Origin of the sequence: Rhodococcus sp. H-CA8f (assembly GCF_002501585.1) — a bacterium.
Classification (GTDB): Bacteria; Actinomycetota; Actinomycetes; order Mycobacteriales; family Mycobacteriaceae; genus Rhodococcus_F; species Rhodococcus_F erythropolis.
In genome coordinates, this window is record NZ_CP023720.1 from 168657 (window position 1) to 187842 (window position 19186).

Here is a 19186-nt window from a genome sequence, read left to right on the forward strand (position 1 = left end):
CTGTCAAGGCCCAATTTTGCCTCCACGATTCCCTATACAAGGAGATGCCAATGCCCGAAGCAATCGAGGTCCGTAAGGTTCCGCTACACAGCGTCTCCGACGCCAGTGAGCTCGCCAAGCTGATCGACGACGGTGTCCTCGAGGCCGACCGCGTCATTGCAGTCATCGGCAAAACCGAGGGTAACGGCGGCGTCAACGACTACACGCGAATCATCGCGGACCGAGCGTTTCGAGAGGTTCTCTCCGCCAAGGGTAATCGCAGCCCCGAAGAGGTGGCGGAGGTGCCGATCGTCTGGTCAGGCGGCACGGACGGTGTGATCAGCCCGCACGCGACGATCTTCGCGACGGTACCGGCAGACAAGGTCACCAAGACCGACGAGCTGCGACTGACCGTGGGTGTCGCCATGAGTGAGCAGCTGCTGCCCGAGGACATCGGTCGTACCGCAATGATCACCAAAGTAGCTGCGGCAGTGAAAGATGCGATGGCCGATGCCGGAATCACCGATCCCGCCGACGTGCACTACGTACAGACCAAGACTCCGTTGCTGACAATCCACACCATCCGTGACGCCAAGAGTCGCGGCAAGACCGTGTGGACCGAACAGACTCATGAGTCGATGGACCTGTCCAACGGCGGTACGGCGCTCGGAATCGCGGTTGCACTCGGCGAAATCGACATGCCGACCGACGAGGATGTCATGCACAGCCGCGAGCTCTTCTCCTCTGTTGCATCCTGCTCGTCCGGCGTCGAGTTGGACCGTGCTCAGATCGTTGTCGTCGGTAACGCACGTGGCGTCGGCGGACGCTACCGGATCGGCCACAGCGTGATGAAGGATCCGCTCGACCAGGACGGCATCTGGGCGGCGATCCGTGACGCCGGACTCGAACTTCCGGAGCGGCCGCACTCGAGCGACCTGGACGGTCAACTCGTCAACGTGTTCTTGAAGTGCGAGGCCAGCCAGGACGGAACGGTCCGCGGCCGTCGTAATGCGATGCTCGACGACTCCGACGTGCACTGGCACCGCCAGATCAAGTCGTGCGTAGGTGGAGTCACGGCAGCTGTCACCGGTGATCCGGCAGTGTTCGTCTCGGTCTCGGCAGCGCATCAGGGCCCCGAGGGCGGCGGCCCTGTCGCCGCCATCGTCGATCTCGGTCAGTAGCCGGTAAGAACCTCGCTGGAAACTTCGACAGTCGCGCGCCGCCACCGGTAATTCGTCCTCGAATCAGTTGCCGGTGGCGGCGAATCCGACCGAGATTCTGCCGGCGCAACCCACTTCACTGCTTGAAAGGATTCACGATGGTTCATGCTGCTGACCCTGTCGACGAGAGCGTTTCCGGTGCGCCCGAGAATCGCGAGCTCGTCATGGCCGATGCGGTCACGCTCAGTGGTCTGATACGCAGGCGTGAAGTGTCGTGTGTCGAGGTGATGGACAGCTACCTCGACCAGATCGAAGTTCATAACCCGGCGGTGAACGCGATCGTCGCATTGCGGGATCGGGAAGCGTTGACGGCGGAGGCGCGCGAGCGTGATTCGCAGTTGGCGAGTGGGCAGTATCTCGGTTGGATGCACGGGTTTCCGCATGCGGTGAAGGATCTTTCGGCAGCCAAGGGTCTGCCGTTCACGTCCGGGTCGCCGATGTTCGCGGATCGAATCGCCGAAGAGGACGACCTGTTCGTCAAGCGGATCAAGTCTGCCGGTGCCATCGTGATCGGCAAGACGAACACACCGGAGTTCGGGCTCGGATCGCAGACGTACAACCCGGTGTGGGGTACGACGGTGTCGCCGTACGACAATTCGCGCACTGCCGGCGGTAGCAGCGGAGGCGCAGCAGCGTCGTTGGCGCTTCGCATGCTGCCGGTGGCTGATGGAAGCGATTACATGGGTTCGCTCCGAAACCCGTCGGCGTTCAACAACGTTGTTGGGTTTCGACCTTCCTGGGGTCGGATACCGGAGACGGGATTCATCGCTCAGGGCGCTGTTGTGGGTCCGATGGGCCGAACCGTCACCGACGTGGCTCACCTGCTCTCCACGATGGCGGGACCGGATGCCTATGCACCGTTGGGGATTCGTGAGAATCCCGCTGTGTTCACCGAAAGCCTCGCACGGGATCTGAAGGGCTCTCGGATCGCATGGGTCGGTGACTGGAACGGCTACCTGGCAACCGAACCTGGAGTTCTCGAGTTGTGCGAATCCTCGTTCGAGGTCTTCGAACAGTTGGGGTGCCGCGTCGAGGCTGCGCTTCCTGACTTCAAACCCGAGGACATCTGGCAACTGTTCCTGCGATGGCGTTGGTGGGCGCAGCTCGGTTTGATCGATCAGTACAACGATCCGAGTTTGCGTGAGTTGATGAAGCCCGAACTGTTGTGGGAACTCGGGCATGCGGTCACCCTCTCGGCACTCGACGTGACCAAGGCTGCGGAGGCCCGCAACGGCTGGCTGTCGGCCATTACCAAGATGTTCGAAACCTACGACTACATTCTCGCGCCGAGTGCTCAGGTGTTTCCTTTCGACAAGAACACTCACTGGCCCGAGACCGTCGACGGGCGGTCGATGGACACGTATCACCGGTGGATGGAGACGGTTGTTCCCTGGACGATGGCCGGGGTTCCGGTTGCGGGGATGCCGGTCGGCTTCGACGATCGTTCGCTTCCCATGGGTATCCAGATCATTGGTCGGCACGGCGCGGACTTGGACGTACTCCAACTCGCCTACGCATTCGAGCAGGCAACCCAGTGGGTCGAGCGGGTTCTTCCGCCCGCACTCCGCGTGAACTGACCTATCTATTTCGAACGTATCCGGTTGGGAGAGAACGACGATGGCTTCGGCATTGTGGCACGGGTTCGCGGACATGGGCGCTGTGGAGAAGAACGGCGCGTTTGTCGTCTCTCGCGGTGAGGGCGCGTACATCTGGGACCGCGAGGGCACTCGGTATCTGGATGCGACGGCGGGCCTGTGGTTCACCAATGTCGGGCACGGGCGCACGGAGATCGCGGATGCGGTGGCGGCTCAGTTGTCGAAGATCGCTCATTTCTCGAATTTCGGTGATTTTGTTCCCGAGACCACGCAGGTGTTGGCGGAGCGGTTGGCGAAGATCGCGCCGGTTGCCGGGAGCAAGATCTTCTTCACTTCGGGTGGTTCGGATTCGGTGGACACTGCGGCGAAGCTCGCTCGCCGGTACTGGCACGAGGTGGGGCAGCCGGAGAAGGCGATCATCGTCGGTCGTCAGAAGGCGTACCACGGAATGCATGTTGCGGGAACAGCTCTGGCGGGTATTGCGGTGAACCGTGAGGGTTACGGCGAGCTGATGGCGGATGCGGCCACGGTCGGCTGGGATGATGCGAAGAGTCTGCTCGAGTTGATCGAGAGGATCGGTGCGAACAAGATCGCCGCGTTCTTCGCGGAGCCGATCATCGGTGCCGGTGGGGTGTATCTTCCGCCGGAGGGGTACCTGGCCGAGGTGCGCGACATCTGCCGCGAGCACGACATTCTGTTTGTCGTCGACGAGGTCGTGACCGGTTTCGGTCGTATCGGCGGCGAGTGGTTCGCGTCCACTCGTTTCGATTTGCAGCCCGACATGATGACCACGGCAAAGGGTTTGACGTCCGGTTACGTTCCGATGGGTGCGGTGTTCATCGCGCCGCGGGTGGCGGAGCCGTTCTATGCGGGTTCGTGGTGGCGTCATGGTTACACGTACGGCGGGCATGCCGGTGCTGCTGCGGCGGCGATGGCGAACCTCGACATTCTCGAGCGTGAGAATTTGCTTGGGGAGTCGAAGCGTCTGGAGGCGTCGTTGCATACGCATCTGCAGCCGTTGGCCGAGCATCCGCGGGTGGCGGAGGTTCGTAGTGGGCTCGGTGCGGTTGCTGCGGTGCAGTTGGCTGATCCGGCGGAGGCGTTGCCGTTTGTGAAGACGTTGCGTGAGCACGGTATTTCGGGTCGCGCGGCGGGTCAGGGTGCGATGCAGATTTCGCCGACGTTCGTCATGGCCGATGATCAGGTCGCGGAGATGGCAGCAGGAATCCTCGCAGCCCTCGGCTAGGTACCTCGTTTTCCGTTGACAGACATCGTGTTACGGAATCATTAAGCCGAAGAAAATGTTTGGGCCCTTCGCGGAGCGGTCCTCATTTGGGTCGAAACTGTCTCCAGCACTGACGATGACCCCTGCCCGCGTCATCTGCCACCATTGTTGCCAATCTCGGTGAGTGGGTTCTGGCAGATTGTCATCACGTCCAAATCTGATTGCTGCATTAGCGTTTCACTCCAGACACGGTGTTTGTGAGCTGGGGCACAAAGCATTTCGAACACCTTCCTCCTTCGCGAAAGGTCTCGTCATGCCGATCTGGACGTTGCACGGAGACGGAAAGAACATCGGACCCGGTGAAGTGGTCGCTCCCGGCGAGCGACTCAGTTGGGGAAGAACCATCGGGTTGGGTGGCCAGCATGTCGTGTCGATGTTCGGCGCGACGTTCGTCTTCCCGATCATCATGGGGCTCAATCCTCAACTTGCCGTGATGATGTCGGGCTTTTGTACGCTCTTTTTCCTCCTGGTGGTCAAAGGACGCGTCCCCAGTTACCTCGGTACGTCGGCGGCCTTTGTCGGCGGCGTTGCCGCTATTCGTGCTCAGGGTGGAACGACGGCGGAAGTGACCGGTGCGATTCTGGTGTCGGGGTTGGTTCTGGGATTCGTCGGCATCGCCATCCACTTTCTCGGCGGTGGCGTCATCAGTAAAGCGCTACCGCCGGTGGTCACCGGCGCTGTGGTGATGCTGATCGGTTTCAACCTGGCGCCCGTTGTCGCGGGGTTGTACTGGCCGCAGGACCAATGGGTGGCACTGATCGTGATGGTTGCCCTGATCGTGATGAGTGTTGCGCTACGCGGCTTCCTGGGACGTATCGCCATTCTCGTCGCGCTGGTTTTCGGCTACATCTTCTCGTGGGTCCTCGACCGGGTCTCCGGTCCGATCACGTCCGCCGGCGGTAGTGGAGCACCCACCGAGCACTTTCGTGTCAACTGGGATTCGGTGCACTCGGCGTCATGGTTCGGGTTGCCGCCGTTCTCGGACGAAGCCAACGGAATCGTCGGTATCCACGCTCCCTCGTTCAGCCTCACGTTCATCGTTCTGGTCCTTCCCGGTGTCATCGCACTGGTCGCGGAAAACGCCGGTCACGTCAAGGCCGTCGCCGAGATCACGGGCGACGATCTCGACCCGTACATCGGACGCGCAATTGCCGGTGACGGTTTTGCCACCGCCATCGCCAGCGCAGTAGGCGGCTCTCCCACGACGACACACGCCGAGAACATCGGTGTCATGGCAGCCACTCGGGTGTACTCGACCGCCGCGTACGTGATCGCGGGTGTCATCGCGATCCTGCTCGGCTTCTCCCCCAAGTTCGGGGCGGTCATGGCGGCGACTCCCGGCGGCGTTCTCGGCGGAATTCTTGTGGTTCTGTTCGGCATGATCGGTCTGCTCGGCGCCAAGATCTGGAAAGAGAACGGTGTCGACTTCGGGAATCCGCTGAATCTGATGCCGATCGCCGCCGGTCTGATCATCGGTATCGGCGACACGGCTCTGAAGTTCAGTGACACGTTCTCACTCGGAGGCATCGCGCTCGGCACCATCGTCTTGATCGTGATGTACCACTTCTGCCAGTTCGTCGGGTCCAGGAACCCCGAACTGAACAGGCCGGAGCCCGGCAGGCGACCGGGCTCCACGACGGGTCCGGATACGTCAGATGACGAACGGGAAGAGCCCGTGGCGCAGCTCACGTGATGCCAAGTTGAATGTATGCCAGGTATGACCCGTGACCGTTGTCACATCTGCACAAAACGTGAAGTGACTCATAGAGGCAGGATTGAGTAATGAAACCGTCGCCGCTGACTTATCACCGACCGTCCTCGGTCGAGGACGCGTGCCGAATCCTCTCCGAGGTCTCTCACGAGGGGAAGGTGCTCGCCGGTGGGCAATCGCTTGTGCCGTTGCTGTCCATGCGCCTCGCCGCGCCCGCCCACATCGTCGACATCGGATCGATCCCGAACCTCGCTTCGGTGACCTCGTCCGAAGACGAAGGAGTGCGGTTCCAGGCCCTGGCCACGCACTCGGTGCTGGCGGCCGACGAAGGTGCTCGTCGAGTTCAGCCTCTACTGAACCGTGCTCTGCAGTTGGTAGCGCACCCAACGATCCGTAACCGCGGGACGAGCGTCGGTTCCATCGTCCATGCCGACCCGTCGGCGGAGATGCCGGCAGTCCTGACACTGCTCGGCGGCAGCGTGACCGTCCAGTCGGTGCGTGGCACCCGCGAGATCGCGTCGACGGATCTCTTTGCCGGTCCTCTCGAATCGAGCCTGGAATCGGACGAGATCGCGGTGTCGGTGTCGGTGCCCGGCGCCGAACCCGGAGTGGGGACCGCCATCGACGAGATCGCGCGTCGTCACGGTGACTACGCACTGGTCGGCGTCGTCGCCCGGATTCGCGTGGTCGACGGTCTGGTGGCCGAAGCGCACATGACGTACGTGTCCGCCGGAGAACTGGGGCAGGTCGTGGACTACACGGACGTGCTGGCGGGGGCGTCCGCGACGGATCAGCGAGACCCGCGATGGCGCACTCTCGGAGAATGCGCCCGCGCGCAGATAGATACCGAGGCAGACATTCACGGGACGGCGGCGTACCGCTCGCAGTTGGTGTCCGCGCTCACGGCGCGGGTCGGCTTCGCGGCGGCAACGGATGCTCTCAGTGAGAACGCAGTACTGGCAGGAAAGTGGTGACAATGTCCAAAAACGATCGCTCCATCGATGATCAACTTGCCGAGTTGGCAGCAGACACCGGTGAGCACCATGTGGCCGTGACGTTCACGCTCAACGAGGTGACGAGCACCGTCGTTCTTCCCTCCCGCACTTTGGCTTCGGATGCCATTCGTCACCACCTCCGTAAGACGGGCACGCACGTCGGTTGTGAACACGGCGTGTGTGGTGCGTGCACCGTGCTGCTCGACGGAAAGCCGGTTCGGTCCTGCCTCGTCCTCGCTGCCAGCCTCGAAGGTCGATCGATCACGACCGTCGAAGGCCTCGTCGAGCCGGACGGTACTTTGCATCCGGTTCAGCAGGCGTTCAAGGATTGTCACGGTTTGCAGTGCGGATTCTGCACACCGGGATTCGTGACGACCATCGCGGCGTTTCTCGAGGAGAACCCCAATCCCACACGTGAGGAAGCAACCGACGCGATCGCGGGAAACCTCTGCCGTTGTACGGGATACCAGAACATCAGGGCGTCGGTTCTGCGCGCAGCCGAGATCAAGCGTGAACGGGCCGGGCAGTTCCCGCTCGGAATCGACGACGCGTCCACTCGGGCGGCGTTGGATCGCAAGGTGCGGGGAACGACGAATCCCGTCGGAGGACGGGCGGGTAAGGCATGAGTACTCCGGTCAAACCAGCAAAGCGCAACGGGGCGAAGCACCCCGCTTCCGATCATTCGACGGCCGATCATTCGGTTGCCGACGACGGCAAGTTCTTCGGTAAACCGATTCCGCGCGAGGAAGATACGCGTCTGCTCAGCGGTCAGGGGCGATACCTCGACGATCTGGGCCACAACGCGCTGATCGCGGCATTCGTCAGGTCGCCGCACGCTCATGCGCGAATCATCGACATCGACATCGACCAGGCGCTGGAAGTGCCTGGTGTGCATGCCATCTACACCTACGAAGATCTCCTGGCCGACACGCCGGAAATGGCGGAGAACCTGCCACTGCTCATTCCGCATCCGGGAATCATCGCTCCGCGCAACGGGTATCCCCTCGCGAAGGACGAGGTGAAGCATGTCGGAGAAGCCATCGCCATGGTGGTCGCCGACAACCGGTACATCGCCGAGGACGCTTGCGCGAAGATCGACGTCACCTACGAGGCGCTGAAGCCTGTAGTGGGGATCGACGTCGCTCGCACTGCCGCCAACGCCGTCCACGCCGACGTTCCGGACAACGTCGCCGCTCACCTGCAGCACGGGTTCGGAGATCTGGATGCCGAACTGGCCGCCGCGCCGCACCGACTGACGCTGGATCTCGAAATCGAGCGTTCGGCTTCCATGCCGATGGAGGGCAAGGGCGTCTACGCGCGCTGGGACGGCGACGAGAACACCCTTACGTTCTGGACCTCCACCCAGACCTCCACGTCCGCCCGCGCCGCAATCGCCGCGCGATTGGGGATGGCGCTGAACAAGGTTCACTGCATCGCTCCTGACGTCGGCGGTGGATTCGGCGTCAAGATCGTTCACCCGTGGCCCGAAGAAGTGATGATCACGTGGGCCGCTCGACGCCTCGGCCAGGCCGGCATCTCCTGTGAGGTGAAGTGGGTCGAGGATCGCCGTGAGCACTTCATCTCGAGCGCGCACGAGCGTGGGCAGATCCAGAAGGTCGACATCGGATTCGACGACGAGGGTCGCCTGTTGGCGTTCGACTTCACGTTCTGGCACGACAACGGTGCCTACCTGCCGTACGGGATCATCGTCATGATCAACACCGCGACGCAGGTTCTCGGGCCGTACAAGCCGAAGTCGTTCCGGGTCAACGCCTATTCGCTGTACACCAACACGGTCATCGTGACCCCGTACCGCGGCGCCGGACGTCCGCAGGCAGTGTTCGCTATGGAGCGATCCATGGACGCCATCGCCAAGTACCTGAACAAGGACAAGATCGCGGTGCGGGAGGCGAACTTCATTCGCCCTGAGGACATGCCGTACGACTTCGGCCTGATGTTCCAGGACGGACGCCCGTTGATCTACGACACGGGCGACTACCAGGCAGGCATCGACAAGCTCAAGAAGCTCATCGACTGGGACGGATTTCCCGAGTACCAGAGGAAGGCTCGCGCCGAAGGGCGGTCGGTCGGCATCGGTATCGGTGCGTACGTCGAGGGAACCGGCCCGGGACCTTACGAGGGTGCACACGTCGTGGTCGAGACGTCCGGAAAGGTCAAGGCGGCAACAGGCTTGACGACGCAAGGCCAAGGCCATCAGACCGCCTTCGCCCAGATCGTCGCGGACGATCTCGGAGTCAAGGTCTCCGACGTCGAGATCGTCACGGGTGATACCCGCCGGTTCGGTTATGCCGTCGGCACTTTCGCCTCGCGTGGTGCGGTCATGTCGGGTTCGGCCTTCCATGTCGCGGCGCAGATGGTCGCGGAGAAGGCGAAGAAGATCGCCTCCGGAATCTTGGATCTGCCGGAAACCGAACTGGAACTCCGGGAAGGCCACGTGTGCAAGATCGGCACCGAAGCCGGTGTGGAAGGTACGTCCGTACCGCTGAGTGTTGTTGCCGTGCTGTCGAACCCGCTACGATATGCGTTCGACCGTGAGTCGAAGCTGGCCACCGGTTTCGCCAAGACCGACACGGACATGTCGAAGCCGCCGATTCCCGAGGGTGAGCAGCCCGGTCTGGAAGCAACCGGCTACTACTCGCCGCCCAGTTCCACCTTCGCTTCGGGAGTGCACGCGGCGATCGTCGAAACCGATCCCGTGACAGCCGAGATCACGGTCCGTCGTTACGTTGTCATCCACGACTGCGGAAACGTGATCAACCCCCGCATCGTCGAAGGCCAGGTCATGGGCGCCGTCGCGCAAGGTATCGGCGGCGCACTCTACGAACGGATCGTCTACGACGAGCACGGGCAGATGCTCAACGCGTCGTACATGGACTTCTTGATGCCGTTCGTCACCGAGATGCCGGATTCGCTCGAGATGGATCACACCGTCACGCCGTCAGGGCTCAACCCACTCGGAATGAAGGGTGCCGGTGAGGCCGGTGTGATCCCCACCAGCGCCGTCATCGCGGCCGCCATCGAGGACGCCGAAGGAATCTCGATCACGTCCATGCCCATTTCACCGTCCGAACTGTTCGAACTTCGACTCGCACATGCGGGTTCGTCATCAGAGGAGAATGCATGAGAATCGCCGGCACCGCGCAGCTGACGGCACCTCGCGAAGAGGTCTACGACAAGCTCCAGGACGGTCGTGTACTGGCCGCGACCATTCCCGGTGTGCAGTCGCTCGAGCAGCTCACGGACAATCACTACAAGCTCTCCATCATGGCCGGAGTTGCGTCGATCAAGGGCGTCTACGACGGCGAGGTTGTTCTGTCGCAACAGAATCGGCCCAATTCGTTTGTCATGACGGCTTCGGGGGCTGGTGCTCCCGGCACGGTGAAGGCGGACGTCACGGTCACCTTGACGGAGAACGAGGGTGGCACGCTGCTTTCGTATGACGCCGATGCCGTGGTCGGCGGGATGGTCGGCGGCGTCGGGCAGCGCATGATCACCGGTGTAGCCAAGAAGATGGCCGGGGTGTTCTTCAAGAGCATCGACGGCGTCATTGCCAACGGCATCCCCGAGAAGGTCACTGCCGCCGTGGCGGCGGCAATACCGGCAGTGGCGGTCGAAGGCGCGCCGGTGGTTTCCGGAGCTGTCGCGGCACCGGCGGTTCTTCCGGTCGCTGCACCGACAGCGGGTGGCACAGATGCTCGCACGGTGATGGTCAGCGCCGTCGTCGGCGCAGCCATTGCTTTGTCAGGTGTTGCTATAGGCGGATTCCTGGCGCGTTCTGGTTGTCGCGAGTAGTTCACTCAGGTGTCAACAGCTGATTCACGATGAGGGAAACGCCCCGAACCGACCAGGTTCGGGGCGTTTTTCACGTCCGCGTAACCCACGGGGGCGCCGGCGAAGATCCGCTCGTGATCGTGCGCCGAACCTTGGCCCCCCGATTCGGCGAATTGTGACAAAGAATCCGCCCTTCCGAACCTGTGGAATAGCACTACACGTCAGGTACGAGCCACTCACCGGCTAGGCCGCAACCGTCGATCGGTACCAGACGAGACGAGCCAAAGATCTCAGGAGGAAGCGTGGAACCCAGGAAGATTCGGGTCGGTATCGATACCGGCGGAACGTTCACCGACATCGTGGCAGTGGACGACGAAACCGGCGCCATCGTCACCACCAAGACCCCGTCCACCCCGGCGGATCCCGCCGAGGGCTTTCTCGCCGGTATCGAGAAAGTGCTCGCCAAGCTCGGCGAGAGCGGCGACTCGATCGGTGCGGTCAGCCACGGCACGACCGTTGCGACCAACAAGCTGCTCGAAGGCAAGGTCGAGAACCTCGGCTTCATCACCACCGAAGGCTACGAGCACGTTCTCGAAATCGCTCGTCAGTCGGTGCCGGACGGCTACGGCAACTCGTACTTCTGGGTCAAGCCCGAACGCATCGTTCCCGCCGATCGTGTACGCACCGTCGGTGGACGGCTTTCCTTCGACGGCAGCGAGATTCGTCCGCTCGACGAAGAGAGCGTTCGCAGCGCAGCGCAGTTCTTCAAGGACCGCGGCATCCGGACCATCGGCGTCTGCCTCATGCACTCGTACGCCGATCCGACGCACGAGGAGCGCGTTCGCGACATCCTCTTCGAGGTCTTCCCCGATGCGACGGTGAGCATCTCGAGCCAGGTGCTTCGTGAGTACCGCGAATACGAGCGGTCCATCACCACTCTCGTGGACGCCGCGGTCAAGCCGAACATCCGAAACTACGTGAACAACATCGCGAATCGTCTGCGTGAGTTCTCGACCACCGACGGTGAACCCCGCGACATCCCGTTCTACGTCATGAAGTCCAACGGCGGTGTCCTTTCAGCCAAAGAGGTTGTTCACCAGCCTATTACGACAGTTCTGTCGGGGCCGGCTGCCGGAGCTCTCGGTGCTGCGCTGATCGCCGATGCGGCCGGCGTCGAGCAGGTGTTGACCTGTGACGGCGGCGGAACGTCGACGGACGTCACCGTCGTGGTTCGCGGCGAGCCCGCGCTGACCACCGAAGGGCGAGTGGGCAACTACCCGTCGAAGATCCCGATGATCGACGTCGTGACCGTCGGCGCCGGAGGTGGCTCGATCGCGTGGATGACGCCGGAACGCACCCTCCGAGTCGGCCCTCAGTCGGCGGGCGCCGATCCCGGACCGTTGTGCTACGGCAAGGGCGGCAGCGAACCGACCATCACCGACGCGCACGTCCTGCTCGGGCGCATCCCACCCCATCTGCTCGGCGGCGAAATTCCCCTCGACACAGAACTGGCACGCAAGGGCCTCGAAGAGCTTGCAACACAGCTCAGTCTGGGCTTCGAGGAGTGTGCGGTCGGTGTCCTCGAGGTTTCGGCGTGGAACCAGGCCAACGCCCTGCGTCAGATCACGGTCAAGCGTGGCCTCGACGTTCGCGACTTCACCCTCGTGACGTTCGGCGGCTCCGGCTCCCTGCTCGCCTGCCGTCTCGTCGACATCCTGGGTCTGAAAGACGTTCTTGTCCCGCTCAATCCGGGTAACGTCTCCGCGTTCGGTCTGCTGACGGTCGATGTCCGCAACGACTACGTCCAGACGCATGTCAGTCGTCACGACCGGTTGAAGGCTGAAGACCTGCAGAGCCAGTTCGACGCGTTGGCCGACGAAGCCGAGATCGCGCTCGCCGAAGAGGGTTTCGACGAGACGCAGCGCAAGTACTCCCGTACTGCGGATCTGCGTTACCTCGGTCAGGCCTTCGAGGTACGCGTCCCGGTGGCGGAAGGTACCGTCACGGCGCAGATCATGGACGACGCGGCCGAGGCATTCCACCAGGCGCACCGCGAACTGTACGGCTACGACTTCCGGGGAGACCCGTCGCAGCACGTGGAATGGGTCAACCTGCGCGTGAGCGGCATCGGCCCGATCAAGCGTCCGACGCTCAAGGAGATCCCCGCCGGCACTGGCGCCGACACCGCCCGAACCGGTTCGCGGCAATCGTATTTCGACAGCTGGGTCGAAACTGCTACCTACGACCGCACGCTGCTCGGTGCGGGTGACGTCATCGAAGGACCGGCCGTGATCGAGGAGTTCAGCTCGACTGTCCCGATCCACCCCGGATTCTCGGCACGTATCGACACCTTCGGGAACATTCGTATCTCGAAGTCTTCCGACTCGAACGGAGTGAAGTGATGACCGCCATTCTCGATGCTGCTGCTGCCACCGCGGCCAAGCCGTACCGACTCACCGCTACCGACGGCGCGTCACCTGATCCGATTCTGGTCGAGATCGTCGCCGGTTACCTCGCCAGCGTGGAAATGGAGGTCGAGACCTCCATTTCGCGCACCTCGCGTTCGCCGATGATCCGTGACGCTCACGATTTCCGCGCCGGTATTCACGACCGGAACCTCCGCAAGCTCACGGGCCGTTCGTATTCCGCGCTGGTGCATCCGATCGCCCGGGACTTCCCACTCGAGACGATGAAGCCGGGAGACGTGTACTTCCACAACGACGTCTACCTGTCCGAAGGTGGCATCGGCCATCTCCCCGACCTCTGCGTCACGGTGCCTGTCTTCGCCCGCGTCACTCCCGATGCCGAGCCGAAGGTTGTTGCGTTCGTTCAAGCGTTCGGTCACCACGACGACATCGGCGGTTGCTGCCCCGGCTCCATGCCGTCCGGCGCCACCACGGTGTACGAAGAGGGTTTGATGGTTCCGCCGATCAAACTGTGGGACCAGGGAGTTCCCAACGAGGCGGCGCTGCGCATCATGACGCGTAACTCCCGCATGCCGGACGCTCTCGCAGCTGACCTCGACGCCGAGTGCTCGGCGTGCCTGATGGGTGCGCGTCGACTCACCGAATTGTTCGAGCGCTACGGCGTCGACACCGTCGAGTCGTGCTTCGACGCGATGATGGACGCGACCACCGAGACGTACCGCCGCGAGATCCTCAGCAAGATCCCGGTCGGTGAGTACACGTGGGAGGACTACGCCGAGCACGACGGCGTCGACGAGCCGATGCTCCACATCCAGCGCATCACGCTCACGAAGACGCGACCGGAGGACGAGGGCGGCGAGCGACTCATCCTGGACTTCAACGGAACCGGACCGCAGGCAAAGGGCCCGATCAACCACTGCGGTGACTACGCGGACGGAAACTTCCTCATCAAGTGGTTGGCCCCGATTCTGCGTAACCTCGCGGACACCCCCGAGCGCATGGCCGAACTGGATGTCAACGAGGGCGTCGTACCGCTGATCGAGATGAAGTTCCCCGAAAAGGGAACATTGATCACCCCGATCTTCCCTGCCCCCACCAACGCGCGCACGTTCGTCATCCTCCGTCTGCTCGGAGTGCTGGCCGGCGTCGTCGCCAAGGCTGTGGACGGCAACATGCCCGCCGATCAGGAGACCATCAGGTACACCGGCGTTTACGGTGAGGACTTCGAGGGTCACTCGTACCTCATGCGTGAGGTGCTCGGCGGCGGTTCGGGCGGACGCTACTACGCCGACGGTGAGGACACGATTCACGTCGTTCCCGATTCACGGAACCTGCCGACCGAATTCACCGAGAGCCGTTTCCCCTTCATCGTCGAGAAGCTCGGTCTGGCCATGGATTCCGGCGGAGCCGGACGCTACCGCGGCGGCCTGGGATACGAGAAGCACATCCGGATGCTCAAGGATGCGCACTTCATGTCCATCGCGGATCGTTCGATCCTCGCCTGCTGGGGAGTCAAGGGCGGCAAGGCCGGTCGGCCGTTCTCCGTGGTCCTGGATCCGGGTGGACCGAACGAGCGTGAGTTCGACGCGCTGACCGATGCCGAGCCGATCAAGGCCGGCGAGGTCGTACGGATTCGCACCACCGGTGGTGGCGGTTGGGGAGATCCACTGGAGCGTCCGATCGAAGAGGTCTTGCGAGACATTCAGTGGCGCAAGGTTTCCGTGGAGGGCGCACGCGACGACTACGGTGTTGTCGTGATCGAGGGTGACGAGCCGTCGGTCGACGAGGCTGCTACCACGGAGCTACGGGATCAGTTGCGCTCGGAGCGCGGTGAGAACGAACCCTTCTTCGATCGGGGTCCGGGCTACGCGCAGCTTTCCGGTGGCGCCACCTCAGCGGTCTACGACTACGTCTAGGACGGAAAACTCTCATGGAGAACGGAATTGCTCGCGGCGCCGACATCGCGGTGATCGGCGCCGCGGGTAAGACCGGTGAGGCAGTCGTCGCTGCACTGCCGCCGAGCGTGACAGCTCGGCGACTCGTGCGAAAGACGCGTGTCGACGGGGACTTCGAGGTAGAACTCGAAACGGGAAGAGGGCTGCGCAAGGCCCTCGCCGGGTGCCGAGGGGTGTACTTCATTGCTCCGAACGTCCATCCCGACGAGCCGGCACTGCTTCGCAATGCGCTGACGGCAGCGGCTTCGGCGGGGGTGGAACACTTTGTCTATCACTCCGTGGCGTGGCCGTTCAGCCCGTCAATGCCGCATCACCTGGACAAAGCCAGGTGTGAGGACGAACTGCATCGTTCTCCCTTGAAATGGACCGTGCTGCAACCATGTGCGTACGCGCAGAATTTCGAAGCGGTACTCACGGGTCGGTCAGAGACCATCGTCGTGCCGTACAGCGCGGACACGAGGTTCTCGTTCGTGAGTTTGGCGGACGTGGCAGCTGTTGCCGCGGTCGTCCTGAGCGAGGGCCCGGGCGAGCATCACGGAGCGACGTACGAGGTGGGCGGCCCGCAAGCTCTGAGCGTCATGGAGGTGGCACAGATGGTGGAGAAGCAGACGTCACGTACCGTCGCGATAGAACAGATCAGCGTGGATCAATGGCGTGAACAGATCGGCAGCGGCCTGGACGTCAACGCCAGCTCACGATTGGCGGCGATGTTCGAGTTCTACAACCACCACGACTTCCTTGCGGGCAGTGCTGCCGTGGAACTGCTTCTGGGTCGCCGACCGATGGGCGTCGAGAGCCTGATTCGGTGATGCTTGCTACGCAATGCCTCCTGCCGCCCAGACAACCAGTGGGGGCAGGGCGGCGAGGATCAGGCAGACCGTTCCGTTGAGCCACTTGTGTTCCACCGTGACGGCGGCGAACTCGCGCAGAATAGCGCTCGGCAGGTAGTACCGGGCGGTGTGGGAACCGATGACTTCTGCGTCCAGATCGAGGCTTCGGGCAAACGTTGCGGTTCGGAGTATGTGGAAGTTGCTGGTGACCAGAACCATTCGAGGCTTCGTGGTGTCGGCGCGGAGAAGGTCCCTGGTGTACTCGAGATTCTCGAGCGTGGTGGTCGAACGGTCCTCTAGCATCACGTTCTCGCGCGGGATCCCGTGATCGACGAGGTAGACGCACATTGCCTCAGCCTCGCTGACCACCTCGTCCGATCCCTTCCCGCCGCTGACGACCAACAGCGGGGAACGTCCTTCGCGGACCTCGGCGCGGAAGACGTCCGCGGCCTTGTCCAGACGGCTGGCCAGCAGGGGCGTCACGTCGGCACCCGAAAGCCCGGCGCCGTGCACCACTATCGCGTCCATCCCGGGCTGGTACTTCTGGCGTCCGTACACGTAGGAGTAGAGCAGAAAGCTCGTGAACAGAAACCCCAGGTACGACGCGACCAGGCTGAACGATCCGAGAACGACTGCGAGCCAATATCTCTGCGTCAGCAACGCTGATGCGAGCAGAACGTAGGGAACGAGCAGTCCGAGTCCGGCGACGAGGGAGAGCAGGTTCGCCACGCTGAATCCCTCGCGCCGCAGCATCGTGACCCCGTTGACGATCAGGAATCCTGCAAGCAGGAGCACCAGCAACGGCGAGAGCAGAGCGATCGTCGCGATGACGAACGACGGGATCTCGGTCCCCGGTGCACCCGACTGCAGCATCCACAGACCGGTGAAGATCACTCCGAGAAGTAGATAGACGCCGTTGCTCAGCCTCCGCCGATCCTGCCTGAACCGGTAGCCGCAGAATCCGAGCAGCGCGAGGCCGATGAGGAGAAGGATCACGGAGCCAGACTAGGCGAGGTGCCCACTACACGGGCGCCACCGTTTTGGACTGCTGGATTGCGGACAGCACCCTGGTACGGCACTCGATGAACAGTGGGTCCGCCTTGGTGGTCAGTTGATCTCGAGCTCCGGTCAACGGGACGTCGACGATGTCCTGCATCAATGCCGGCGTTCCGCCGAGTACGACCACTCGATCGGACAGGTACACCGATTCGTCGACGTCGTGGGTGACCAGGAGGACGGTGATACCAAGATCACGTTGAAGCGTCAGCAGCAGGTCTTCGAGTTCCGCGCGGGTCTGCGCATCGACCGACGCGAAGGGTTCGTCCATGAGGAGTACCTGCGGCCGATAGGCGAGAGCGCGAGCTATCGCTACTCTCTGCTGCATTCCGCCGGACAACTGCCAGGGGTAGGAACGCGCAGCACCGCCTAGACCGACAACGGCGAGTGCATCGGTAACCCTCTCGTTCTGAACCTTCCGCGCCAGACTGTTGCCCCGCAGCGGCAGGCGAACGTTCTCGCCCACTCGAAGCCACGGCATCAGTGTTCGTCCGTAGTCCTGTGACACGAGAGCCAGAGTGGCCGGCGGTGCATCGATCGCGATCCCGGCGATGCGGACCTCACCGGTGGTCGGCTTCTGCAGACCGGCGATGCAACGAATCAGCGTGCTTTTGCCGATACCGGAATGGCCGACGATGCAGACGATTTCTCCCGGTGCGACCGTAAGGTCGATCCCGCGGAGCACTTCGCGGCCGGTGGGGCCGCCGTAGGTCACCCCGAGGCCGCTCAGTTCGACTGCGGGTATCGATGCCGCAGATTCTGTGGATGACATCAGTTTCCTTTCACTGCGAGAGCGTCGTGGGTCCGCGGCTGCCATCTGAGCAACCATCGTTCGATCACGCCGTATCCGAGGTTGAGCACGTATCCGATGATTCCCAGCAGGAGAATTCCGGACCACATGTCCGCGATGGCGAATGTCTGTTGCGCGACGATCACGAAGTGACCGATTCCTGCAGTGGAGACATACATTTCGCTGCCGACCATGATGACGACACCGATCGCGAGACTGGTACGGATACCGACTGTTATCTGCGGCATCGCTCCGGGGAGGAGTACCTGCGTCACCAGGAGGGGTGTACGGATCCGGTAGCTGCGCGCCACCAATCGGATACTCGGGTCGATGGAGCGAATGCCGTCGAGGGTGTTGAGGAGTATCGGCCAGACCGCACCGAAGGCGATGGCGGCAACGTTACCCGTCGAACCGGTTCCGAAAACGATGAAGAGGGCGGGCGATACGGCCAGCGCCGGAATGGCGCGGAAGAACTGGAGAAACGGATCGGCAATATCGGCAGCCAGCGGGAACAGGGCCAGCAGGAGACCGGCGCCGATGCCGACCACCAGTGCCACGGCGAGACCGAAGGCAAGGTTGGTCAAGCTCGGTACGACGTCGTGGGCGAATCCCGGACCGAACCAGTTGTCCACAAACGCTTTCCAGATACGCGACAGTGGCGGGAAGTAGGGTGACTTGCTCGACTCCGAACCGAAGTACCATACGACGACGATCAAGATCGGCAGCCACAACTCCCACGCGAGGAGTCGAAGTCCTGACATCATCTTCACGTCGTCATCCTCCTCGGGATGTAATGCCAAGCAAGTAAACGATTCTCGATCGCCATCACGGCGAAGGCGAGCAGCATTCCGAGTAGTCCGGCGACGATGATCAGTGCGAACATTCGATCGGGGACGGATTGGCTCAGCAGGATCTCCTTACCGAGTCCCGGCACGCCCGCGATCAATTCTGCACCGATGGTCAGCAGCAAGCTCAGTGTTGCCGAGATGCGAATCCCGGTGAAGATGTAGGGCATCGACGCCGGTGCGACGACGAGAGCGAGTCTGCGCCACAGCGGAAGTCGGAAGGAGCGTGCGGTCGCCAGCAGTTCCGGGTCGACGTTGCGCACACCGTGAATCGTCTGGAGCAGAATCGGCCACACACTTACTGCCACGATCAGCGCCACCGCCATCCGTTGCGTCGGGCCCATGATCAGCAGAAAGAGCGGAATGATTGCGAGCGGCGGAACGGTTCGGCAGAAGTCGATGACGAAACGGGAGGAGACCGTCAGGAACGGGTGCGCGGCGAGCAGCAGTCCTGCCGGGATCCCGACGACCAGGCACAGCGCCAATCCGATCGCTGTGGTGGTCACCGTTTGTCCCAGTGATGTCCACAACGAGGACGTGCCGAGTTCGTTCACAAGGGCCACTGCCACGTCGCTGAACTTCGGAATACCTTTGACGTCCTCGTCGCCGAGCATTCCGAAGATCTGCCAGGCGGCTGCCAACGCGAAGAGCGTCAGCAGCCGACCGAGCAGAACCTGCCTGCGGCGAGTCTGCAGGGTTGTCAAGGC

Annotated in this window: 15 protein-coding genes; 11 read left to right on the forward strand and 4 right to left on the reverse strand. The window is 62.6% G+C overall.

Annotation, left to right across the window (positions count from 1 at the left end):
- Window positions 1-50: 50 nt before the first annotated feature.
- From CPI83_RS00760 to CPI83_RS00810, 11 genes are all read left to right on the forward strand, one after another.
- On the forward strand, window positions 51-1160 hold the full coding sequence (locus CPI83_RS00760) for a ring-opening amidohydrolase (protein WP_097386634.1): 1110 nt from the start codon (window positions 51-53) through the stop codon (window positions 1158-1160).
- 137 nt (window positions 1161-1297) lie between these two features.
- On the forward strand, window positions 1298-2776 hold the full coding sequence (locus tag CPI83_RS00765; protein ID WP_019746094.1) for an amidase: 1479 nt from the start codon (window positions 1298-1300) through the stop codon (window positions 2774-2776).
- Between the two features lie 40 nt (window positions 2777-2816).
- On the forward strand, window positions 2817-4040 hold the full coding sequence (locus CPI83_RS00770) for an aminotransferase class III-fold pyridoxal phosphate-dependent enzyme (RefSeq protein WP_097386635.1): 1224 nt from the start codon (window positions 2817-2819) through the stop codon (window positions 4038-4040).
- A 292-nt stretch (window positions 4041-4332) separates the two neighbouring features.
- Window positions 4333-5772 (forward strand): solute carrier family 23 protein, encoded by a 1440-nt coding sequence (locus CPI83_RS00775; protein ID WP_020909747.1) that lies wholly within the window; start codon window positions 4333-4335, stop codon window positions 5770-5772.
- A gap of 89 nt (window positions 5773-5861) precedes the next feature.
- Window positions 5862-6764 (forward strand): FAD binding domain-containing protein, encoded by a 903-nt coding sequence (locus CPI83_RS00780; protein ID WP_019746091.1) that lies wholly within the window; start codon window positions 5862-5864, stop codon window positions 6762-6764.
- A 2-nt stretch (window positions 6765-6766) separates the two neighbouring features.
- A complete protein-coding gene (locus tag CPI83_RS00785) occupies window positions 6767-7411 on the forward strand; it encodes a (2Fe-2S)-binding protein (protein ID WP_020971404.1) in 645 nt (214 codons plus the stop codon).
- On the forward strand, window positions 7408-9930 hold the full coding sequence (gene cutA, locus CPI83_RS00790; protein ID WP_019746089.1) for an aerobic carbon-monoxide dehydrogenase large subunit: 2523 nt from the start codon (window positions 7408-7410) through the stop codon (window positions 9928-9930). Before CPI83_RS00785 ends, cutA begins: the two co-directional genes overlap by 4 nt.
- The gene (locus CPI83_RS00795; protein ID WP_019746088.1) at window positions 9927-10598 is read left to right on the forward strand and encodes a carbon monoxide dehydrogenase subunit G; all 672 of its coding nucleotides are present in this window, start codon (window positions 9927-9929) and stop codon (window positions 10596-10598) included. Before cutA ends, CPI83_RS00795 begins: the two co-directional genes overlap by 4 nt.
- Before the next feature lie 281 nt (window positions 10599-10879).
- Window positions 10880-12979, forward strand: a complete 2100-nt coding sequence (locus CPI83_RS00800) for a hydantoinase/oxoprolinase family protein (RefSeq protein ID WP_097386636.1) — start codon at window positions 10880-10882, stop codon at window positions 12977-12979.
- Window positions 12979-14919, forward strand: a complete 1941-nt coding sequence (locus CPI83_RS00805; protein WP_003946069.1) for a hydantoinase B/oxoprolinase family protein — start codon at window positions 12979-12981, stop codon at window positions 14917-14919. Before CPI83_RS00800 ends, CPI83_RS00805 begins: the two co-directional genes overlap by 1 nt.
- Before the next feature lie 14 nt (window positions 14920-14933).
- Window positions 14934-15767 (forward strand): NmrA family NAD(P)-binding protein, encoded by an 834-nt coding sequence (locus tag CPI83_RS00810; RefSeq protein WP_097386637.1) that lies wholly within the window; start codon window positions 14934-14936, stop codon window positions 15765-15767.
- A 6-nt stretch (window positions 15768-15773) separates the two neighbouring features.
- Here CPI83_RS00810 and CPI83_RS00815 read toward each other — a convergent pair whose 3' ends face one another.
- From CPI83_RS00815 to CPI83_RS00830, 4 genes are read right to left on the reverse strand one after another with little or no spacing between them, the layout of a single operon-like run.
- The gene (locus tag CPI83_RS00815) at window positions 15774-16784 is read right to left on the reverse strand and encodes a YdcF family protein (protein WP_019746084.1); all 1011 of its coding nucleotides are present in this window, start codon (window positions 16782-16784) and stop codon (window positions 15774-15776) included.
- Between the two features lie 25 nt (window positions 16785-16809).
- The gene (locus tag CPI83_RS00820) at window positions 16810-17616 is read right to left on the reverse strand and encodes an ABC transporter ATP-binding protein (RefSeq protein WP_069145278.1); all 807 of its coding nucleotides are present in this window, start codon (window positions 17614-17616) and stop codon (window positions 16810-16812) included.
- Window positions 17616-18398, reverse strand: coding sequence for an ABC transporter permease (locus CPI83_RS00825; RefSeq protein ID WP_232816944.1), 783 nt, complete (start codon window positions 18396-18398; stop codon window positions 17616-17618). The genes CPI83_RS00820 and CPI83_RS00825 overlap by 1 nt, the downstream gene beginning before the upstream one ends.
- A gap of 2 nt (window positions 18399-18400) precedes the next feature.
- Window positions 18401-19183, reverse strand: coding sequence for an ABC transporter permease (locus CPI83_RS00830; RefSeq protein ID WP_170320388.1), 783 nt, complete (start codon window positions 19181-19183; stop codon window positions 18401-18403).
- Window positions 19184-19186 lie beyond the last annotated feature (3 nt).